General features: G+C 57.9%; 14 protein-coding genes. 9 read left to right on the top strand and 5 right to left on the bottom strand.

Annotation, left to right across the window (positions count from 1 at the left end; all coding sequences use genetic code 11):
- Positions 1-47: 47 nt before the first annotated feature.
- On the top strand, positions 48-1544 hold the full coding sequence (locus Mal65_RS00715; protein ID WP_196784467.1) for a sulfatase: 1497 nt from the start codon (positions 48-50) through the stop codon (positions 1542-1544).
- On the opposite strand, the gene Mal65_RS00710 is transcribed toward Mal65_RS00715, so the two are convergent.
- The 3 genes from Mal65_RS00710 to Mal65_RS00700 form a co-directional block, all read right to left on the bottom strand.
- Positions 1541-2572 carry a calcium/sodium antiporter gene (locus Mal65_RS00710; protein ID WP_145292744.1) on the bottom strand — a complete coding sequence of 344 codons (1032 nt, stop codon included), beginning with the start codon at positions 2570-2572 and terminating at the stop codon, positions 1541-1543. The two genes, Mal65_RS00715 and Mal65_RS00710, sit on opposite strands and share 4 nt — an antisense overlap.
- A gap of 147 nt (positions 2573-2719) precedes the next feature.
- Positions 2720-3100, bottom strand: coding sequence for a DUF971 domain-containing protein (locus Mal65_RS00705; protein WP_145292743.1), 381 nt, complete (start codon positions 3098-3100; stop codon positions 2720-2722).
- Positions 3101-3262: 162 nt separating this feature from the next.
- Entirely contained in the window at positions 3263-4558 is a 1296-nt protein-coding gene (locus tag Mal65_RS00700; RefSeq protein WP_145292740.1) for an AMP-binding protein, read from the bottom strand.
- A 389-nt stretch (positions 4559-4947) separates the two neighbouring features.
- Here Mal65_RS00700 and Mal65_RS00695 point away from each other — a divergent pair, with 389 nt between their 5' ends.
- The 8 genes from Mal65_RS00695 (at position 4948) to Mal65_RS00660 (ending at position 17071) form a co-directional block, all read left to right on the top strand.
- Positions 4948-6123 carry a DUF1559 family PulG-like putative transporter gene (locus Mal65_RS00695; protein WP_261342916.1) on the top strand — a complete coding sequence of 392 codons (1176 nt, stop codon included), beginning with the start codon at positions 4948-4950 and terminating at the stop codon, positions 6121-6123.
- 371 nt (positions 6124-6494) lie between these two features.
- Positions 6495-7769 (top strand): DUF1559 family PulG-like putative transporter, encoded by a 1275-nt coding sequence (locus tag Mal65_RS00690; protein WP_145292736.1) that lies wholly within the window; start codon positions 6495-6497, stop codon positions 7767-7769.
- Between the two features lie 95 nt (positions 7770-7864).
- On the top strand, positions 7865-9055 hold the full coding sequence (locus Mal65_RS00685) for a DUF1573 domain-containing protein (protein ID WP_145292734.1): 1191 nt from the start codon (positions 7865-7867) through the stop codon (positions 9053-9055).
- Entirely contained in the window at positions 9052-11196 is a 2145-nt protein-coding gene (pilM, locus tag Mal65_RS00680) for a pilus assembly protein PilM (protein WP_165700987.1), read from the top strand. Before Mal65_RS00685 ends, pilM begins: the two co-directional genes overlap by 4 nt.
- A 20-nt stretch (positions 11197-11216) precedes the next feature.
- Complete coding sequence (locus Mal65_RS00675) at positions 11217-13409, top strand: DUF1559 family PulG-like putative transporter (RefSeq protein ID WP_165700986.1); 2193 nt, start codon at positions 11217-11219, stop codon at positions 13407-13409.
- A gap of 120 nt (positions 13410-13529) precedes the next feature.
- Positions 13530-14330, top strand: coding sequence for a PEP-CTERM sorting domain-containing protein (locus tag Mal65_RS00670; protein ID WP_165700985.1), 801 nt, complete (start codon positions 13530-13532; stop codon positions 14328-14330).
- A gap of 195 nt (positions 14331-14525) precedes the next feature.
- A complete protein-coding gene (locus Mal65_RS00665; protein WP_145292726.1) occupies positions 14526-15593 on the top strand; it encodes a nucleoside hydrolase in 1068 nt (355 codons plus the stop codon).
- 56 nt (positions 15594-15649) lie between these two features.
- The gene (locus Mal65_RS00660) at positions 15650-17071 is read left to right on the top strand and encodes a sulfatase (RefSeq protein WP_196784466.1); all 1422 of its coding nucleotides are present in this window, start codon (positions 15650-15652) and stop codon (positions 17069-17071) included.
- On the opposite strand, the gene Mal65_RS00655 is transcribed toward Mal65_RS00660, so the two are convergent.
- Positions 17068-17442 (bottom strand): carbon storage regulator, encoded by a 375-nt coding sequence (locus Mal65_RS00655; protein ID WP_145292722.1) that lies wholly within the window; start codon positions 17440-17442, stop codon positions 17068-17070. The genes Mal65_RS00660 and Mal65_RS00655 overlap by 4 nt on opposite strands.
- A gap of 138 nt (positions 17443-17580) precedes the next feature.
- Positions 17581-19050 (bottom strand): SDR family oxidoreductase, encoded by a 1470-nt coding sequence (locus Mal65_RS00650; RefSeq protein ID WP_145292720.1) that lies wholly within the window; start codon positions 19048-19050, stop codon positions 17581-17583.
- Between the last annotated feature and the right edge of the window lie 20 nt (positions 19051-19070).

Here is a 19070-nt window from a genome sequence, read left to right as displayed (position 1 = left end):
CTGCCGGGCAACCGTGCCCTCCCTTTTACCCCCCCCGGATTCCCGCCATGATCCAGATTCCCGCCACGTTTCTACGAATCCCCGTCGCGGCACTGGCCGCTTTGAGTTGCCTTTGCATGGGCCAAGCCGGGGCGGACCAACGGCCGTCCGATCGACCCAACATCCTGGTGATCTATCTGGACGATTTTGGTTGGCGAGACTGTGGATTCATGGGCAGCGATTTTTTTGAAACCCCAAACTTGGACCGATTGGCCGAGCAGGGCACGATGTTCACCGACGCTTATGCGGGTGCGGCCAACTGTGCACCGTCGCGCGCCTGTTTGATGTCGGGCCAGTACACGCCACGTCACGAAATCTTCAACGTGGGAACCGGCCCGCGCGGTAAAGCCCAGCATCGACGCTTGCTGCACGTCCCGGGCACCGACACTTTGTCCCCGTCCATCACAACATGGCCACAGCGTCTGCATGCGGCCGGGTACAAAACCGCGTTGATGGGAAAGTGGCACCTGAGTGATGACCCGACGCAATATGGATTCGACATCAACGTCGGCGGTTCCCACTCGGGCAGTCCGCCAAAGGGATACTATCCACCGCACCCGAACGCACCTGGACTAAACGATGCACCGGAGGACGAGTATCTGACGGATCGATTGAGCGACGAAGCGGTCAAGTTCATCCGCGGTTCGGCCGACCAGACTTGGATGCTGTACCTGACGCACTTTGCCGTTCACACCCCGCTGATTGCCAAACGTGAACTGGTTGCCAAGTATGAATCGAAGCCAGCGGGTGAATTGCACCAACATGTCGCCATGGCGACGATGATCGAAGCGGTTGATCGGGGGATCGGACGAATCATGCGTACGATCAACGAACTCGATCTGGACCAAAACACGGTCGTCTTGTTTTCGTCGGACAACGGCGGATACGGTCCGGCCACCGACATGCATCCACTGAAGGGATACAAGGGCACGTATTACGAAGGCGGCATCCGTGTGCCCATGTTCGTCCGCTGGCCGGGACATGTGATTGCCGGACGACGCATCGACACGCCGGTTTCCCAACTGGATTGGTACCCCACGATTCTGGACATTGCCGGACTGGAACGATCGGATGACCAAACGTTGGATGGTGTCAGTTTGTGGCCGATGCTGACCGAGCCAAGCCAAACGCTGGCCAGCCGAGCGTTGTTTTGGCATTTCCCGGCCTACCTTCAAGGCTATTCCAACGTCGACGAACAACGTGACCCGCTGTTTCGAACTCGACCGTGCGGGATCATCCGCCAAGGCGATTGGAAACTGCACGAGTACTTCGAATCCGGGGACTTGGAACTTTACAACTTGAAGGACGATATCGGGGAATCCGAGAACTTGGCGGATTCGATGCCCGACAAGGCTTCTGAATTGCACAAAGCCATGATTCGTTGGCGCGAACAAACCGATGCACCGGTGCCTTCGACGGCGAATCCAAAGTTTGACACCGCGGCCGAGGCAAAGGCGATCGCGGACGTGCAGCGCAAAGCCGCCAAAAACAAACGCAACCGCTAGGCGGGAACCGCAACGGCGTTTTGACTGACCTGCTGATAAATCAAGTACGCCATGTAAGCGGCATAGACCAGCAACAGAAACAGGCCTTCCAACCGCGACACGCGTTTGGACGTCGCAAACAAAGGCCAAATCAGGACGCAACTGCCGATCATCATCGGCAGGTCGCTGGCGAACAGCTTTTCGGCAACCGGAATTCCGGCCGGCGCGACCACGGCGGTCACGCCCAGCACGGCCAGGATGTTCAACGTCGTGCTGCCCACCGCGTTGCCAATGGCGATGCTGCGTTGGCCTTTCAGGCTGGCCATGACACTGGTGACCAATTCGGGCAGTGACGTGCCGACCGAAACGATCGTCAGTCCGATCAATGCTTCCGACATTCCAAATCGCTGAGCGACGGAAACGCTGGCATCAACAAACAGGCGGCAACCGACAACCAACAGCGTGATACCGACCGCCAAGATCAACAGGTTTTTGATCACCCGCCAAACCAGGGGCGACGAAGGATCATCCACCGGGGCGGCGGCGTCAGAGTCGTCGGAATCGGTTTGTGAGGTGTCCCGAGCCGCATCCGATTCGAACTGGCGTCGGCCCAATCGAAAAGAAACCGTGAAATAGACGAACAGAAAAACCAGCAACACGCACCCATCAATGCGTGACAGGTTCAAGTTGTCGCTGAGCAAGTACATCAATACGGCCGCGGCGATCATCACGGGCAAATCGAATTTCACGACTTGGCTGCGTACTTCCAGCGGAACGAAGGCGGCCGACAGCCCGACGATCATCAACAGGTTGAACAGGTTGCTGCCGATGACATTGCCGACCGTGATATCGGCCTGACCCTGCAGAGCGGTCAGCACCGAAACGGCCAGTTCCGGCGCACTGGTTCCAAAGGACACGACCGTCAATCCGACAAAAAGCGGTGAAAGACGCGCAGCAAACGCCAACTGCGACGCACCACGAACCACCAGTTCCCCGCCCAGGACCAATAAAACGCCACCGGCAAGCAGTGCAAGGATCGTCAGGAACATGCTTGTCGGCTCGATGTCGCAGGTCAGATCAATGAAAACCGAAGTCGAACGTGGCGTCGGTCGCGACTGTTGTATCGGCACGTCCCTGGCCGGATCAACATCGCCCCAAGCCCCAGGAAACCGCCGGATGATCGCACAGATAATCGCTCAAGGGGTCTCGGCATCATCGAGATTGTCCCGCCGCAGCCGATCAAACGTATAGATCCCGCTGTTGTGACCATCACTAAATGCGATGTTGTAGGCGTAGGTCCCGACCGGTTGCATTGCCACGATGGTCAACGGCCGAGCCTCGGCGGCACTCAATACTGGCAGGGCGATCGGCCCGGGTGCGGCCGGCGAATCCGAATCGTCTGCCCGCTGCTTTTCCCGACATGTCGCGCAAGGACACAGGTCACGCAGTTCCTTGGCCGTCCAATGAGTCGTCTGCTGGTCCGACCAGACGATGCAAATCGCAGCTTCCCCGTCACGGCGAATCTCCGTCGGCGTGGCGTTGCTGCTTTCACTGTTTCGTTGTGGGTCGGACGTCATCACTGGGGTCTCGTCGTGGTCATGGGACTCTCGTTTCGCGAAAGTACGATTTTCTTGTAAAGCGGACGCTTCTTGTCGATCGGCCCGGCACCGTCAAAGCGATCCGCAACATCACGACGACGGTATGGATCGCTGGGGCTGGCACGCCCCCAGGATCACCACCTAATCCGCGCGTCGATCCAACCAACGCTTGGCCTTTGCTTCGAATCGTGGCAGGCTGCCCGGCACCGCCGCCACCAAGTCCACCCGCATCGCCAATCGGTCGCGACAGGCGGTACGGATTTGGTCCATGCGCTGATCCGATGTTTCGATCTCAATCTTTAGTTGATCCATCGATTCTCGCCGCGTCACCGTCACACGGTATTCACCGGCCGGTTCAATCTCTCGAACGATGGTGTCAATACTGCTGGGGAAGATATTGACACCACGAACAATCAGCATGTCGTCGGCTCGCCCCAGCACACCGCCGTCGAGCCACAAAAACGGGCAAGCTTGGTTGTGGTTTTGTATGCCCCGCACCAAGTCCCCCGTGCGGTACCGCAAAACGGGTCCGCCAAGGCGTCCCAGATTGGTCAGAACCAGTTCCGCGGTTTCGCCGTCGTCGGCCTTTCGCCACGAATCGTCATCATTGATCACCAAGCGTTCCGCAATGAACTCCGTTTCGATCACATGCATGCCGGCCCCGTTCGCATCGCCGAACCCCCAGGCGCCGACTTCGCTGGCACCGGCATGATCGATCACGGTGGCTCCGAACGCCGATTCGATTCGCTGTCGGACCGCAGGCAAACTGCCACCCGGTTCACCGGCGACGATCACCGTCCGAACATCGGACGCCGCCAGATCGACGCCATCGGTTTCGGCCACCCCGGCAAGGTGCAGGGCATAAGTGGGGGTACAACAGACGACCGTGCACCGATGTTGCAAAATCATCTGCAACCGGGCTTCGCTGGATAGCCCGCCGCCGGGCACCACCAATGCACCGCGTCGAATCAGCGCATCATTAGCCGTCCAGAATCCGATGAACGGCCCGAACGAAAACGCCATCATCGCGACATCACGCTCCGTCACGCCCGCGGCATCCAATACATACTGCCAACAATCGATCCACCAATCCCAGTCGTCGGCAGTGTCAAACACGGGCATCGGCCACCCGCGACTGCCGCTGGTCTGGTGGATGCGAACGTAGTTGTGCATCGACGGCAAATCGAAAATCTTCGCCGGCTGCCCAGGCCGTTCCGGAACCAGTTCTTCTTTTCGCAGCAGTGGCAACTGTTCCAGCTGGCTGAGATCCGAGAGCGGCAATTTCAATCCGGCCGATGTCAGCGACGCCAGACGCTGGCGATAAAACGGGCGATCGACCAGCGCGGCCAACGTCCGATTCAGCTTCTGCAGCTGAAGCTGCTTCAGACGTACCGACGTTGGATAGCGGTTCGGATCGTCAAACCTGGGCACGGACATGTCAAAGTTGGCCTGGATCGGGTGGTTCGAAGGAGTTTTGAAAGATGAAGATTTGCGGCGCCGCCATCAATGAACAAACGGCCACAAACTGACCTCTGGCGGGAAACTTTCGGTCGCCACAGTCAACACGGCGACTTCTGCGACGTCCCAAAGTGAAGCCATCCCCCGTTACCGCCTTCCAAAGGGGCCGGAGGATTCCACAAGTGCACCTTCATCCATCAAAGCACACCTTCACTTTGAGCCTGCTGTCAATACGAGCGCATGCTAAAGATTGCGTTAAGAACTTGTGAGATCGGCAATTGCCCGTTGCACGTCAACGGGGCTGCGTTTGAATTACGGCCCGAATGACCGGACGTACGTATTCTTCCGCAGGCGGTTCCCGATTGAACGTGACAGATTGTAAGGCCCAACGACCGCAACGTCGTTTCGGGCGAACCGGTTTTACGCTGATCGAAATGCTGGTGGTGATCTCCATCATCGGCATCTTGGCGGCGTTGTTGTTGCCAGCGATCTCTCGCGCCCGCGAAGCGGCACGTGGCACCCAGTGCCAAAACAACTTGAAGCAATTCGGCATCGGCATGGCCAGCCGCGCAGCTGCGGATCCCAGCGGGGCGTTGTGCAGCGGCAGCTTTGATTTCGAACGTGACGGTGTGCCCACGGAAATCGGCTGGGTCGCCGACATGGTCAAACGAGGCTTCCTCGCGTCGGAGTTACGTTGTCCCAGCAACGGTGCCCAGACTTCCAAAGCAATCCACCAAATCCTGGATTCTCCGCTGACAGCATTTGTAACGGACAGTTGCAACGACCGGCTGGGCAACCCTGGTTACGTCGACGAAATGGGTGTCGAAATCAAAAACATCGCCCGACGCATCGCCGAAGGCGGCTTTGCACCTGGATCGGATGAACGTGGCGAACTGGTTCGCGTTCAAATGCTGGAAGACGGTTACAACACGAATTTTGCCGCGTCTTGGTTCCTGACCCGCAGCGAGTTTCGGTTGGATGCCGATGGCAATCCTCAATTGGATGCGGCCGGCTGCGATACGGATCCTCGTGGACGCCACGTGACCCGCGGACCGTTGACGACGCGTTTGCTGGACAGCGGTCGTGCGGCCATCAGCACGGTTCCTCTTTTGGCGGATGCATCCTACGGCGGCATCATGACATCATCGGCGGGCGAACTGTTGTCAGGGACACCGTTCACCGTGCCGATGGTCGGCATGCCCGTTCATCACGTGGAAACACCATCGGCCCCGTCGAAGTCGGGTGTGTTGCAGGTCCCAAGCTTTCCGGCCGGCACGACGCGGACGGGAGCCAGCGGATGGTTGCGAAGCTGGAACTACGAAACTCGCCAAGATTACCGGGGCATGGCCCCCATCCACAGTGGCGTTGTGAATGTCTTGATGGCCGACGGTTCGGTCCACGGCATCACCGACAAGAACGGCGACGGCTTCATTAACAACGGCTTTCCCGCGGTCACCGGGATGTGGACCAGTGCCGAGGAAGAAACCACGGACCTGACGCTTGCCAGTTACTACACGTTGACCAGCAAAGGCGAACAGAACTAACCCACCGTTCCGCGGGCGACCAAATCATGCCCACCGCGGATCCAAAAGAAGCCAACCCCAGACGCACTTGCCTTGGCCACCGAACAACTTTCGCCCCCCTTCACTTTTGACAAGGAGTCCTCACCTGCATCGAACCCTGACCCAAACCTTGGCCGTGGAGGCGACGTTCCGCTTCGATGTGCCGCTGAACATGACACGAACGATTTTTCATACATCCAAATAACAAAAGAGGACGCGACGCAGAACGTTCGCCAGGCCCGCTACCGACGGACCGGACGAAACCAATGTTCCACGCCGCATTCCTCCCTGTGACACCCCATTCTGGGCCCGGACGTGTGTCCAAGTCCAGAGAAACTACCAAGAGAACCTTCATGAAATCTCAACAAAAATCAGGTTTCACCCTGATCGAATTGTTGGTGGTGATCGCCGTCATCGCCTTGCTGGCTGCTTTGTTGCTGCCGGCCATCACCCGTGCACGTGAAGCCGCCCGTGCGGCCCAGTGCCAAGCCAACCTGAAGAACGTCGGCATCGGCCTGTACAAGTACAGCGTCCGCAGCCCCGGCGGCACATTCTGCAGCGGTGCCAGCGATTTCCGTCGCGACGGATGCATGGACACCTACGGCTGGGTTGCCGACCTGGTCAACGTTGGCGATGCCAACATGAACGAGTCGCTGGACCCGTCCAACCCGCTGAAGGGTTCGGAAAAGATCAATGACTTGTACGGTAAAGACACGGCCGACAACAAAGACGGTGCCCCGCTTGCTCGCCTGAGCGCCGGCGTTTGCGGTGCGGCCGATTGGCAAGGCATCTCGGGAACCGGCGGCGGCACCACGTTCGCCAGCACCGACCCGTTGACCGACGAGCGTGCCGAACTGATCTCGCGCCACTTCCTGACCAACGGTTACAACACCAACTACGCCGCCAGCTGGCACTTGGTCCGCGGCATGGTCCGCACCGACACCGACACCTCGGTTTCGCCTCCGGTCCTGACCACCGCGACCACCGGCGGATTCAAAGGTCTGGCCGGAACCACCGGCCCGCTGAGCGTGAACGTTCTGGAACGTAGCCGCATCAGCAGCAGCAACATCGGATTCATCGGATGTGCAGCCCCTGGCGACGTCGACGAAGCCATCATGGCCGCCACCATTTCGCACGACCCGTCGGGCACCTTTGGTACCGCCCTGGGAACCTCCGACAGCGTCGAATACATCCCGGCCGGCTCTTTGCTGACCGAAGCTTTCAACGACGGTCCGGCTTTCTGGAACGACGGTGCAAAGAACTTGGACTTGATCGGCTCGGGCGTTTCGCTGGCCGCACAACAAACGTGTGAGCGTGGCCAACCGACGACCGCCGGTTGTGCAGCCCCGACCGGTTCGACCGGCAACGGATACTACTTGCAAGATACCCGTGACTGGTTCGCCGTTCACCAAGGTTCGTGCAACATCCTGATGGGCGATGGTCACGTCGAAGTCTTCGTCGACACCAACGCCGACGGATTCCTGAACCCCGGATTCCCCGTCACCGGTCTGACCGACGCCGAAGTTTCCGGCGTTGGCTATGCCGACGACGTTTTGGAAATGCCTCGCGACAAGTTCTTCGCCGGCATCTTCCTGGACGACGGATACTTCAAGGGCATCTTCGAGTGATCCTCGCGTCCTGACCTTGAATACCACGACCCTCGCCACCGTCATGGTGGCGAGGGTTTCTTTGATTTGACCTTCATTGCTTTCTGTAGTCCGTTATGTCTCGGTTTTCCAAAAGCCTTCTTGCCACACTGGGCGGGCTTGCTTTCATCGGCCTGGTCGCCGCATCGTTGACCCTGATCGTTCGCTACAAGCCCTACGGCGTTCCGGACCACCGCCGTGCCGAATACGAAGCCCGTGTTGCCGCCCTTCGTCAGCACGAAATGGACCGCAAGCAAAACGCGGACACGGCACAACCCAAAGCCACCGTGGATGCGACACGTCATCATTTCGGGATGCTGGATCCCCACGTCACCGCGACCCACCAATTTCGTGTCACCAATCAAGGCGAAGCGCCGCTGACCTTGGACGTGACCGATACCACTTGCAAATGCACGGTCGGCAACGTTCAGCAGAAACTTCTGATGCCGGGTGAATCCACCGACGTCACGTTGCAATGGAACACGGGCTATCAAGCCGAACATTACGAACAAACCGCCCGGATCGAAACCAATGATCCCGGTCGCCCCACCATCAAGCTGACCATCGAAGGCACGATCCGCGCACGCTTGGTCGCGCCCGAATCGATCCCCTTGCAAGCGGCCAATCCAGGACAGCCCAACCAGGGATCGTTTCTGTATTACAGCCAATTGCCCGGCGACGTGATTCTGGAAAACATCCAATCCGATGCCGAAGGCCTGCAGTGGAACGTCACTCAATTGGACCCAACCAAGGAAAGCCGCCTGGCCGATGCCGAAGCCTGGTCGGCTTGGAAAGTCGAATTGTCATGCGTGTCCGCATCGTCGGGGATCTTTGAAATCCCGGCGACCTTGACCTTCCGCCAAACGGACAACGACGAAACGATGGTCCGCGAAGCCACCATCACCGGTCGTGTTCACCAAGCGATCAGCTTTCACAGCCCCGACATTCATTCCCAAACCGGCCTGGAACTGGGCACGATGGTCAACGACCGCCAGCACGTCACCCACGTGCTGGTCCGGCAACGAGACCGTTTGGATCGCCAATTGAAGGTGCTGAAGGTCGAACCCGAATCGTTGCAGGCATCGATGAAACCGTTGGCCAAGGAGGGCAATTATCGACTAACGATCGAAGTCCCCGCCGGCGCGACACCAGCCATCTTTAACCTGGACAACAAGCAAGGCTACGTGCAGGTCGGCGATCCCGACACGCCCGGACTGTCGAATTGGTTTCCCGTTCAAGGATGTGTGGTCGAACTGGAGAAATCATGAATCCGCCTGCCTCTGCCGCCGGGTCCACCCGCATCGCCTGTGTCGCGTGCCAACATGCCAACGACCCGTCCGCGAAATTTTGCGCTAGTTGTGGACACAGTCTGTATGAATCGTGCATCCAATGCGGCAAACCAGTCCTGTTGGATCAAAAGTTTTGTGGGTCATGCGGCGCGGACCTGAATGCCGCGGTTCAGAAGCACCGTGCGCAGTTGGAAAGCTGGATGGCGATGGCCATCGACAAGACAAAGCAAAATGATTTCAAAGAATCGTTGGCTTTGCTGAATCGTGTCGCCAATCAAACCGACGTCCGCTATCGCGATTTGGCCGACCATGCCAAGAAGGCCATTGAGAAAGTCGAAGGCATCTCCAACAGCCTTCAATCGGACACGCAGCAACGATTGCAGTTGGCTCAACAGGCATTCCAATCGCGCCAATACACCCAAGTGGTTGAAAGCCTGAGCAAGGTTTCCGAATCGCTTCTGACCGAAGAAGCCCAACGCATTCTTCGGGTCAGTCGTCACCACGTTGACCAGGTTTCCGCCCTACGAGGCGAACTGTCCGAAAGAATCGAACACAAGGATTGGGCCACAGCCGGACACTTGTTGGAACAGCTGTTGGAACTCGTGCCGGGCGATCCGAAGTACACGAAGCTGGCACAACAGGCGGCCGGGAAACTGATCAAGAGCGTCAGTCGTCGCGCCGCTCGACACGACTACTTGGGCGCGTTGGCCAAGCTGGAAGCGATTCCCGAATTCTGTCGTGATGATGAACACGCCACCGAACTGAATCGAATTCGCAACATCCACTGGCTGGCATCTCAATTCGAACCCGAACCCTACGCCACCGCCACGTTGGGACGCATCGCGGTACGCTATTCCAAAGACTCACCGCACGACGGACGTGCCACCCAGTTGGTCAACGATCTGGCGGCGCGATTGAAGAAGGCACCGCAAGACCAGCGACGGGCTTCACCGTCCTACCTTGCGCCGCCGACCGCTTGGCTTGGCGGTGACGCGGCGTTGTTTGCCTTACCCAAATCAATCGATACTCAAGCCGCACCCGATTTTCGCCGTCGGCCCGGACGTTTTGCCGTCGCCACGGGGTTGGCTCTTCAGGGTTTGGGGCTGGCACGAATCGACCGTGCGTTGGGAATGAAAAAACGGTTGCTGGGCGGACTGGGCGGTCGCGGGCGGACGACTTGCTGGGGAATCGACATCGGAACGTCGACCATCCACGCGGTCCTTCTGCGCAAGGAAAAGTCCGACGACCGCCCCGTGGTGGTGCAAACCTACTTTGCGGAATTGGAAAGCCCGGTTTGTCGCGTGGGCAATGACCAACGAGAACCGGTCATCATCAAAGCCGCGATCGAAAAGATGCTGGAGACCATTGATGTCGGTGACACCGATGTCTTTTCCAGTTTTTCGTCCAGCCAAGTGGTCAGTCGCTTTCTGACTCTTCCACCGGTCAAGGACAAGATGGTCGCCAACTTGATCGAACAGGAAACACGGCAACAGATTCCGATCCCGATCGAAGATTTGGACGTGGTCACCTATGTGGGCCAGCTGGGCGAAGACGAATCCAAGGGTCGACCGGCGCTGATTGCCGCCGCAAAGAAACACTTGGTCCAAATTCGGATGGACCTGCTGAAAGACAGCGGCCTGAACGTCGTCGGACTGCAAAACGAATCGGTCGCCCTGGTGAACTTTGCCGCGTTCGAATTCCAAGACGTTTTCGAAGAAGAAATCGAACCCGTTGGCGGATTGGCCAAAGTCCCATCGGTCGCCCTGATCGATGCCGGAGCCTCATCGACACGCTTGGCGTTTGTATCGGCCGAGCATTGCTGGTACTGGACCATCGATTCGGGCAGCGAAGAACTGACCAGTGTTCTGGCCCGAATCTCTCAACAGACCAAGGAAGAGGCGGAGAAACTGAAGTGCAACCCCGCCGCGTTGCCCAAGCCTGCTGATATGTACGACCCGGTGGAACAGAAATTGGCGGCGCTTCGCGGCCGATTGGAACGTATCGCCGGCGAAGGACTGGGCGAGAATGAACATTTTCAAGTGCAACAGACCTGGTGCTTCGGCGGCGCGTGTTTAGCGCATGCTTGGATCCGCCGCGTCATGCTGGCCGCCACGTCTTGATGACCCCACGAGTTTTCCTCATGTCCCTTTGCAGTATTTCGCGTCGAGACATTGCCCGTCGATGGTCGCTGACGTTCATCGCGCTGGTCCTTTTTGGCACCTTGCCGGGATGTGGCGAAAGTGCCGAAGACAAAATGATGCGGGCCGCGATGCGAGTACGTCCGCAAGCCGACGGCGACGAACCGGATCCGCCCGCGTCGCGACCCGCGCCAAAGCCCGCCGCCCAACCGGCACCGGAAAAGAAGGTTGCGGCCGCGGCACAGGCTCCGTCGAAGCCGGCCCCCGCTGCGCAAGAATCCGCCAATCCACCGGCCGGCGACGCCACCCCGGACGACGCGCCGTCGACCGGCATGCAACCGATCGAACAACGCAAGCCCGAAGCGCCGCTGGACGATCAGCAACGCCGGGCGATGGCGATCAAAAACTTGGAAGCCATCACCGAGGCGTTGATTTCTTACAAGGACGACAACGGTCGATTGCCCACCGCCGCAATGGTGCACGAAGGCTTCCCGACGTTGTCTTGGCGCGTCAGCCTGCTGCCGTATCTCGGTTACCAGGATCTGTATGACCAGTTCGATCCAACATTGCCGTGGAACCGTGGCAAGAACAAGGAATTGCTGAAATACATTCCGGATGTGTACGTCTCGCCGGAACGATTTGACACCAAGACGAATTGGTTGCTGCCAGCACACGAGGCCTTCATCTTTGGCGAAAACCGTGCCCCACGTGATGTTCGGATCGAAGACGGTCTGGGCGACACGTTGATGCTGGTCGAGGTCCAAGACGGCTTGGCGGTGGAGTGGACCCAGCCTAAAGATTTCGATCCACCCGATCGCCGTGATTTCAAAGACCTGTTGGGCGCCCAACGTGGCGACGGCATCCTGGGCGCATGGGCCAACGGCTACACAACGTTTCTTTCCAGCGGCGTGGGCGCGAGTCAATTGGCCGCCGCGATGAGCTATGAATCGGGGGAACCTTTCCGGGCCGCTCAAATTCATCGCGATCCCGATGTCGGTCCCGTCGCGAGCAACGCGATGACATCAACCGTCTCCACGACGACGGCGGCGGCAACATCGCCAAGCACGCCACGGACCACGACCGCAACAGTTTCGCAAGGCTCGCGGCCCCGCGGCCGAGCCGTCGAGCGTCTGAATGAAATGAAACCCAGCCGCGAAGAAATCAATCGTGCGGGCAAACGGCTGCAGGACATCTATGCCGATCGCATTCGCGAAGCAGAACAGCTGACGCAGAAACGCAAAATCCTGAGCGAAATGTTGATCCAGGCGGAACGACTAGAAGCCGATCCGGCGGGAGCCTACGCGCTGCGATCCGCCGCGATGAAGCTGGCCGTCGATACCGGAGACATCCGATCATTACTGCGAGCCGTCGATTCACGAGTTCAACGTTTTGCCGTCGACCCGTACGAAGTCAACGCAACGGCGCTTGCGGCGTTTGCCGAACGGAACATGCGAAACGACAACGCGCGACGCGCGGCCAGCGAATTTGCCAAGCGGGCCGTGGTGACGATCCGTGACGGAATCCTGCAAGACGACTATGACGGCTGCGGCAAGCTGGCCAGCATGGCCGCGGCGATGCAAAAGTCGGATTCGGGCAATCGTTATCAATTGAATCTTCGCAACCGAAATGAAGTCGACCCTCAAAAATTGTGGACACGGCTAAGCAGTCTTTTGTCATCGACCAAGCAACGTTATGCCGACGCAGCGGAACAATTGGCTCTGTTCCGGCAAGACGACAGCGACGGCGATGCCGCTTCATCGGTCGGACGCTTTCTTTGCTTCATCAAAGGCGATTGGCAAACCGGTTTGCCGTTGCTAACCCAAGGCGGTATCGAAGCGTTGCAAACCGCGGCGCAGCGCGACTTGCAAGGTGCGGCCAACGTCGGCGAACAGGTCGCTCTAGGCGACATGTGGTGGGAACTCGGCCAGCGTGCAAAGGCCGGCGTGTACAAGCAAGGTGCGTTGGATCGCGCCGGTTTCTGGTACGAATCGGTCTACGAAGTGATGCCGGAATCGTTGGACAAGCTGCACGTCAAAGCGCGTCTGGATGAATTGAACGAAGGGGTTCCCGGCAGCCCGCTTGCAGCCCTGCGACAACTCAGTCTGCATCTGCAAATTCCCCCCGATGCAACGTTGGAACAACTTGCCACCGGGAACGGCCGTGCGTTCGGAAACGACGATGATGACGACGATTAAACAGTGAACAAGTTTCGACGGAATCCAATTGGATTTCATCAAATCCACACAGAATACAGCCCCCCGGCTAGTAGACTCACGACCATTAGAAATAGCATCACACCTCCGATGAGAATATCAATGAAACCCGCAGGCTTTGTGCTCGCCGCCACGGTCGCAGTCTTTCACGCCTGTCACGCCGGCAACTCCAACGCCGAAATCGTCATGATGGATTTCAGCGACGGCGAAGGTGTACCGGGATTTGTCATCGATGCCTCACCCGGCTCCGGTCAAACCGCTGATCCTACCTTCGGCCTTGCGGCTGCTTCCAATGTCTATGAGGAGGAAGGGTTCCGTATCACTGCTTTATCAACCGGAAGCGGTAGTGTTTCTTCCAATTTCATCTATGGGCAAAATGGATCGGGTAACGATGTGGACCCATCGGCTACGTCGACGGGCTTGTCGACCGTGAATGTGACAAGCAAGGACAACCTTGATGGCACCTTCTCCGGTAGTGGTAACACTGCAATCAGGTTCCTTCTGGAGCAAACCGACGGATCCAACTTTGACTTTCGGTCGTTGCAACTGAGCACATTTTTCGATCCCGGCGAGTCTACTTCGTCAAGCCAAACGGTCCTATTCCAGGCGCTGGATACCAGTGATTCAGTCATCGGATCTCTATCCTTTGCGTTTGGCTCGGCCGGTGCCTCGTTCAACAACAACGCAGGCCCGTTCACCGTTGATTTCACATCGACAACAGGTTTTGATGTTGCCAACAGTATTCGTTGGTCGCAAACCCACGTGGGTCGCCACCAGTTCGATAACATCGTGATCGACAACTTGGATGCGGCGGCGGTCCCGGAACCATCCAGCCTGTTTGCACTGGCGACCATGGGCGGCGTGGTCGCGTGGCGAAAGCGACGAATCAAAACTGCCGTCTAAGCGACCTTCTTTGCCGGTCCAGCACACCGGCTGAACGCAACGCGAAAGCCGAGTCCCCACCTTTTGGGGCTCGGCTTTTTTCGTGCGCCACCCGCCGCCAATCGTTGGGTTAGACTGTCACGCTTGTCGAAAGTCGATTCAAACGATCTCGGCTCACTCCCACCATCCCGCCCAATACCCTCCTGAGTCCCTGCCATGAAAGCGGCTTCGTTTGTCGTTGCCTTGATCACGTTTGGTGTCATGTTCCCGTTGGTCGCCTGCTCAAGGGCAAGTTGCCAGGACGCTCCGGTACCGATCATCTTCGACACCGACATCGGCAACGATTGCGACGACGTCTTGGCCCTGGGAATGATCCACGCTTTGCAATCCCGCGGCGAATGCGAGTTGTTGGCCGTCACGATTACCAAAGATCATCCACAGGCCGCCGCGTTTACCGATGCGGTCAACACGTTTTATGGCCGAGGCCAAGTCCCGATCGGCGTCTGCGACAGTGGCGTGACGAATCATGCCGGTCGCTTCAACGTGCTGGCCGATGCGAAAGACGATTCGGGCCGCCTGCGATTCCCCCACGACCTTCGTGACGGCAAACAAGCCCCCGATGCGGTTGCCGTTCTTCGCAAAGCCTTGGCCGACGCCAAGGATCACAGCGTGGTCATCGCACAAGTCGGTTTTTCAACCAACTTGGCCAATCTGTTGGACAGCCCCGGCGATTCGATCAGCCCCATGTCTGGGAAAGAATTGGTGCGTCAGAAGGTTTCTCTGGTTTCAGCCATGGCGGGCGCCTTCACACAAATCAAGAACGACAAAGGCCAGCTGTACGATCACCAAGAGTACAACGTGAAAATGGACATACCGGCGGCACAGAAGCTGGCGTCACAATGGCCGACGCCGATTTGGTGGAGCGGATTTGAAATTGGCAAGGCGTTGCCGTACCCGCACCAAAGCATCTTGAACGACTACGACTATGTGGACCATCACCCGCTTTCCGAAGCCTACACGTTGTACATTCCGCCACCACACGATCGCCCGACCTGGGATTTGACCAGTGTGTTGGCCGCGATTCGCCCTGATCACCACTACTTTGATCTGTCGCCGCCGGGAACCATCACCGTTGCCGACGACAGCCTGACCACCTTCAAGGCACAGGAAAATGGAAAGCACCGCTATCTGATCATTCCTGACGGCGAGGCCGATCGCATTACCGAAGCATTGGTGCTGCTATCCAGCCAACCGCCCAGCGTTTCACCCGAACCATCACGCTAGAAACTAACCATCGTCCGGCGATGAAACGTTCGCCCCTATTGAAGTGGAGATTGTCGATGCAACATACGACATCCATTCTGTTTTGCGGATTGCATTTGATCGCTTTTGCCGCCGCGGGGCCGGCGGCACATGCCGCCGAGAGTGAACCGATCAAGAATGTGCTGATGATCGTCTCGGACGATTTGAAGGCCAGTGTTTTGGGATGCTATGGCGATCCCCAATGCGAAACACCCAACATTGATCGCCTGGCCGCCCGCGGCATGTTGTTCCGAAGGGCTTATTGCCAGGGAACTTGGTGTTTACCGTCGCGCAAGTCGTTCATGTACAGCAAGTACCAAGGCGCTTCCCAGAAAACACTGGGGGGCTTTCTGCAGGACCACGGGTATTACAGCGCCCGGGTGGGCAAGATCTTTCATATGCGTGTTCCCGGTGACATCATCGACGGCACCAACGGCGAAGATGTCGAAGCGTGCTGGACCGAACGTTTCAACAGCCCGGGTCGCGAAGCCCACACGCCGGGTGACTACGCCTGTTTGAATCAAAACATTTTCACCGATGCACCGGAGAATCGTCAGTCCACCCGCATGCCGCACCGCATGTTTGTGACAGTTCAATACGACGGTTCCGGCGATGACCAACCGGACGCCAAATCGGCAGCGAAAAGCATCGAATTGCTTCGTGAACATGCCGATCAGCCTTTCTTTTTGGCCGTCGGATTCGTTCGTCCGCACTACCCCATGGTGGCGCCTCGGGACTACTTCAACCAATACTCATTGTCCTCGATCGAAACGCCACATGTTCCTGAAAACGACTTGGACGACATCCCGGCGGCCGGACTACGGGGAACCCGCAACGGCAATAACACGATCGGCCAGTACCCCGAAAACCAAAAACGGATGTGGCAGGGTTACTATGCGACGGTGACTTTCATGGATCGACAGGTAGGACGCATCCTGGATGAACTGGATCGCTTGGGGTTGGCCAATTCCACCGCGATCGTCTTCACCAGCGACCACGGGTATCACCTTGGCGAACACACACTTTGGCAAAAGAAGAATTTCCACGAGGAAGTCACACGGGTTCCGCTGATTGTCTCGGTCCCGGGTTTAGCAAGCGGCCAAACCGATGCCATTGTCGAACTTGTCGACATTTATCCCACGGTGGCTGAATTGCTTGGACTGGCTGCGCCGAACGATCTGGATGGTGTCAGCCTGGTCAGCGTGTTGAACGATCCGACGCGGTCGGTCCGTGACAGTGCTTTGTCCCTGGACCGAATCAAGTCCGGCTGGGAATTCGCCGATCGCGGTGACCGATGGGCCTACATGCGGTACGTCGATGGGTCGGAAGAGCTGTACGACATGGATTCCGATCCGAACCAATACCGGAACTTGGCCAAGTTGCCGGGATACGCGGCTCACTTGGAAGCATCACGTCGACGGATGGACGAAAAAATCAAGCGTCATGAATTGAAACGCTAAGCGGGAACACTTGCCGGCGCTGCCGTCAGCCCGGTGGTCCATTCTTGATCGTCAAGACCATCGATTCGATAACCGACCGACGTTTCGCGAACACGACGTGCTACGCCATTCTCCGCGTCCTTGGGCGTCGTGGATTCGCCCGACGGCGAAGACCGAAGGTATTCGGAAACGGTCGAAGCCCGCGGCTTGCGACATGAAAAATCCTCGGCCTGCCGATCCGATTCGGCAAGCTCGCCACGCAAGATTCGAACGTCGCGTGGCGCCTGAACGCCCAATTGGACTTTCGATGACCCCGTGCTGGTCACCTGAATGACGACTCCCAGCTCGGGAATCAGGATCTCTTGGCCGACTTTTCGAGACAGAACCAACATCGTTTCACTCCATCGATTTTGCAAAGACTCCTTCAACCACTAACAAGTTAACCACAAGTAAAGATTAACACAAGTCCACCACTGACCAAAAACACACCCCTGTTATTTTGGGCCGATCCGTATTCCAGCCCACCCGAATCAGCGTGACTTGGCCGACTGTACATTCCTTGCGATTCCTCGCAGCATGACGGGAAAGACGAAACCGTGTAGCGGGTAAACGGCATACCAGTAGGCCAGCCCCAACAGGCCCCGCGGTCGAAACCGAGCCGTCATTACCAGCAGCGTCGAATCGATTTCCTGTGGCTGTAACTGGAAATCCAGTTCGGCTTCCCCCGGTAATTTCATTTCCGCCCGTAGTGTCAGCCGTTCGTTTGGAATCAATCGGGTGACTCTCCAAAAATCGACCGCTTCGCCATAGTGCAAGTCGGTCGGATGCCGGCGTCCGCGTCGCAACCCCGGGCCTCCGATCGCTTGATCCATCCAGCCGCGAACGTGCCATAGGAAACCGGCGCCCCAATAGCCATTGGCACCACCGATCGAACGTATTTCGGCAAATGTTTGTTGGGCCGAACCTTCCACCACCGTTTGGCGTTGATCGGTCAGCGTCGTACCGCCGGCCCAGTCGGGGTCGCCCGGCATTTGCCCCGCGGTGGACCAACGGGTCTCGATCTCGCCTCGATTCGTTTTTCCCAGCGCCGCATCGATCGCCGATTCGACCCCCAGTCTTTCGCCGGGAATCAGCCGCACCGAATCATCGTTACGACAAACCGTCCGGTTCTTCAGTCCTTCGGCCAGTGGACGAGCAATGCTGGCACTGACGGGCGTGACCAATCCGATCCACAAACTGCTCAGCCGTGGGGTCAACACGGGAACCGGAAAGATGATCCGTCGCCTTAGTTTCAGCTTCTCCGCCATGACTTGCATGATTTCTTGATAAGTCATCACGTCCGGCCCGCCAATGTCCAACGTCCGGCCGATCGTTTCCGGAACTTCCAAACACTCGACCAAGTATCGCAGCACATCGCGAATGGCGACCGGTTGCGTTTCGGTTTTGACCCATTTAGGTGTCACCATCACGGGCAACCGTTCGACTAGATACCGCAATGTTTCGAACGAAGCCGAACCAGAACCGATGATCATGGCGGCACGAAAGACCGTCGTTGGTACCGCGCCCGCTTGCAAGATCTCGCCGACTTCACGACGGCTGTCCAAGTGTTGCGACAGATCAGGTCCGAGTTCGCCGAGCCCGCCCAGATAGATGATCCGTTTGCAAGCCGAGGCTTCCGCGGCTTGCCGAAACGAAACAGCCAGCTCTCGATCACGTTTGGCATATTCCCCCTTGGCCGACTGCATCGAATGAACCAAGTAGTAGGCGGCATGCACATCCGCCAATGCGTTTTCGGTCGCAGCGGGGTCTTCCAGTTCGCCTTCCACGACACGCAATCGTTCATGACGAAACCACGCGAATTTTGTCAGCTTTTCGGGACTGCGAACCAAGCAGGTCACTCGGTAACCCTTTTCCAGCAGTCGTCCCACCAATCGACCGCCCACATATCCGGTAGCACCACAAACCAACACTCGAGAAAGATCAGGGGTTGCTGTCGACATAGACTGCTGTGGCTGGAAAA

This window comes from Crateriforma conspicua, assembly GCF_007752935.1.
GTDB classification, from domain to species: domain Bacteria; phylum Planctomycetota; class Planctomycetia; order Pirellulales; family Pirellulaceae; genus Crateriforma; species Crateriforma conspicua.
The sequence above is the reverse complement of the archived record's forward strand: the minus strand, read 5'-3'. Positions and strand labels throughout refer to the sequence as shown.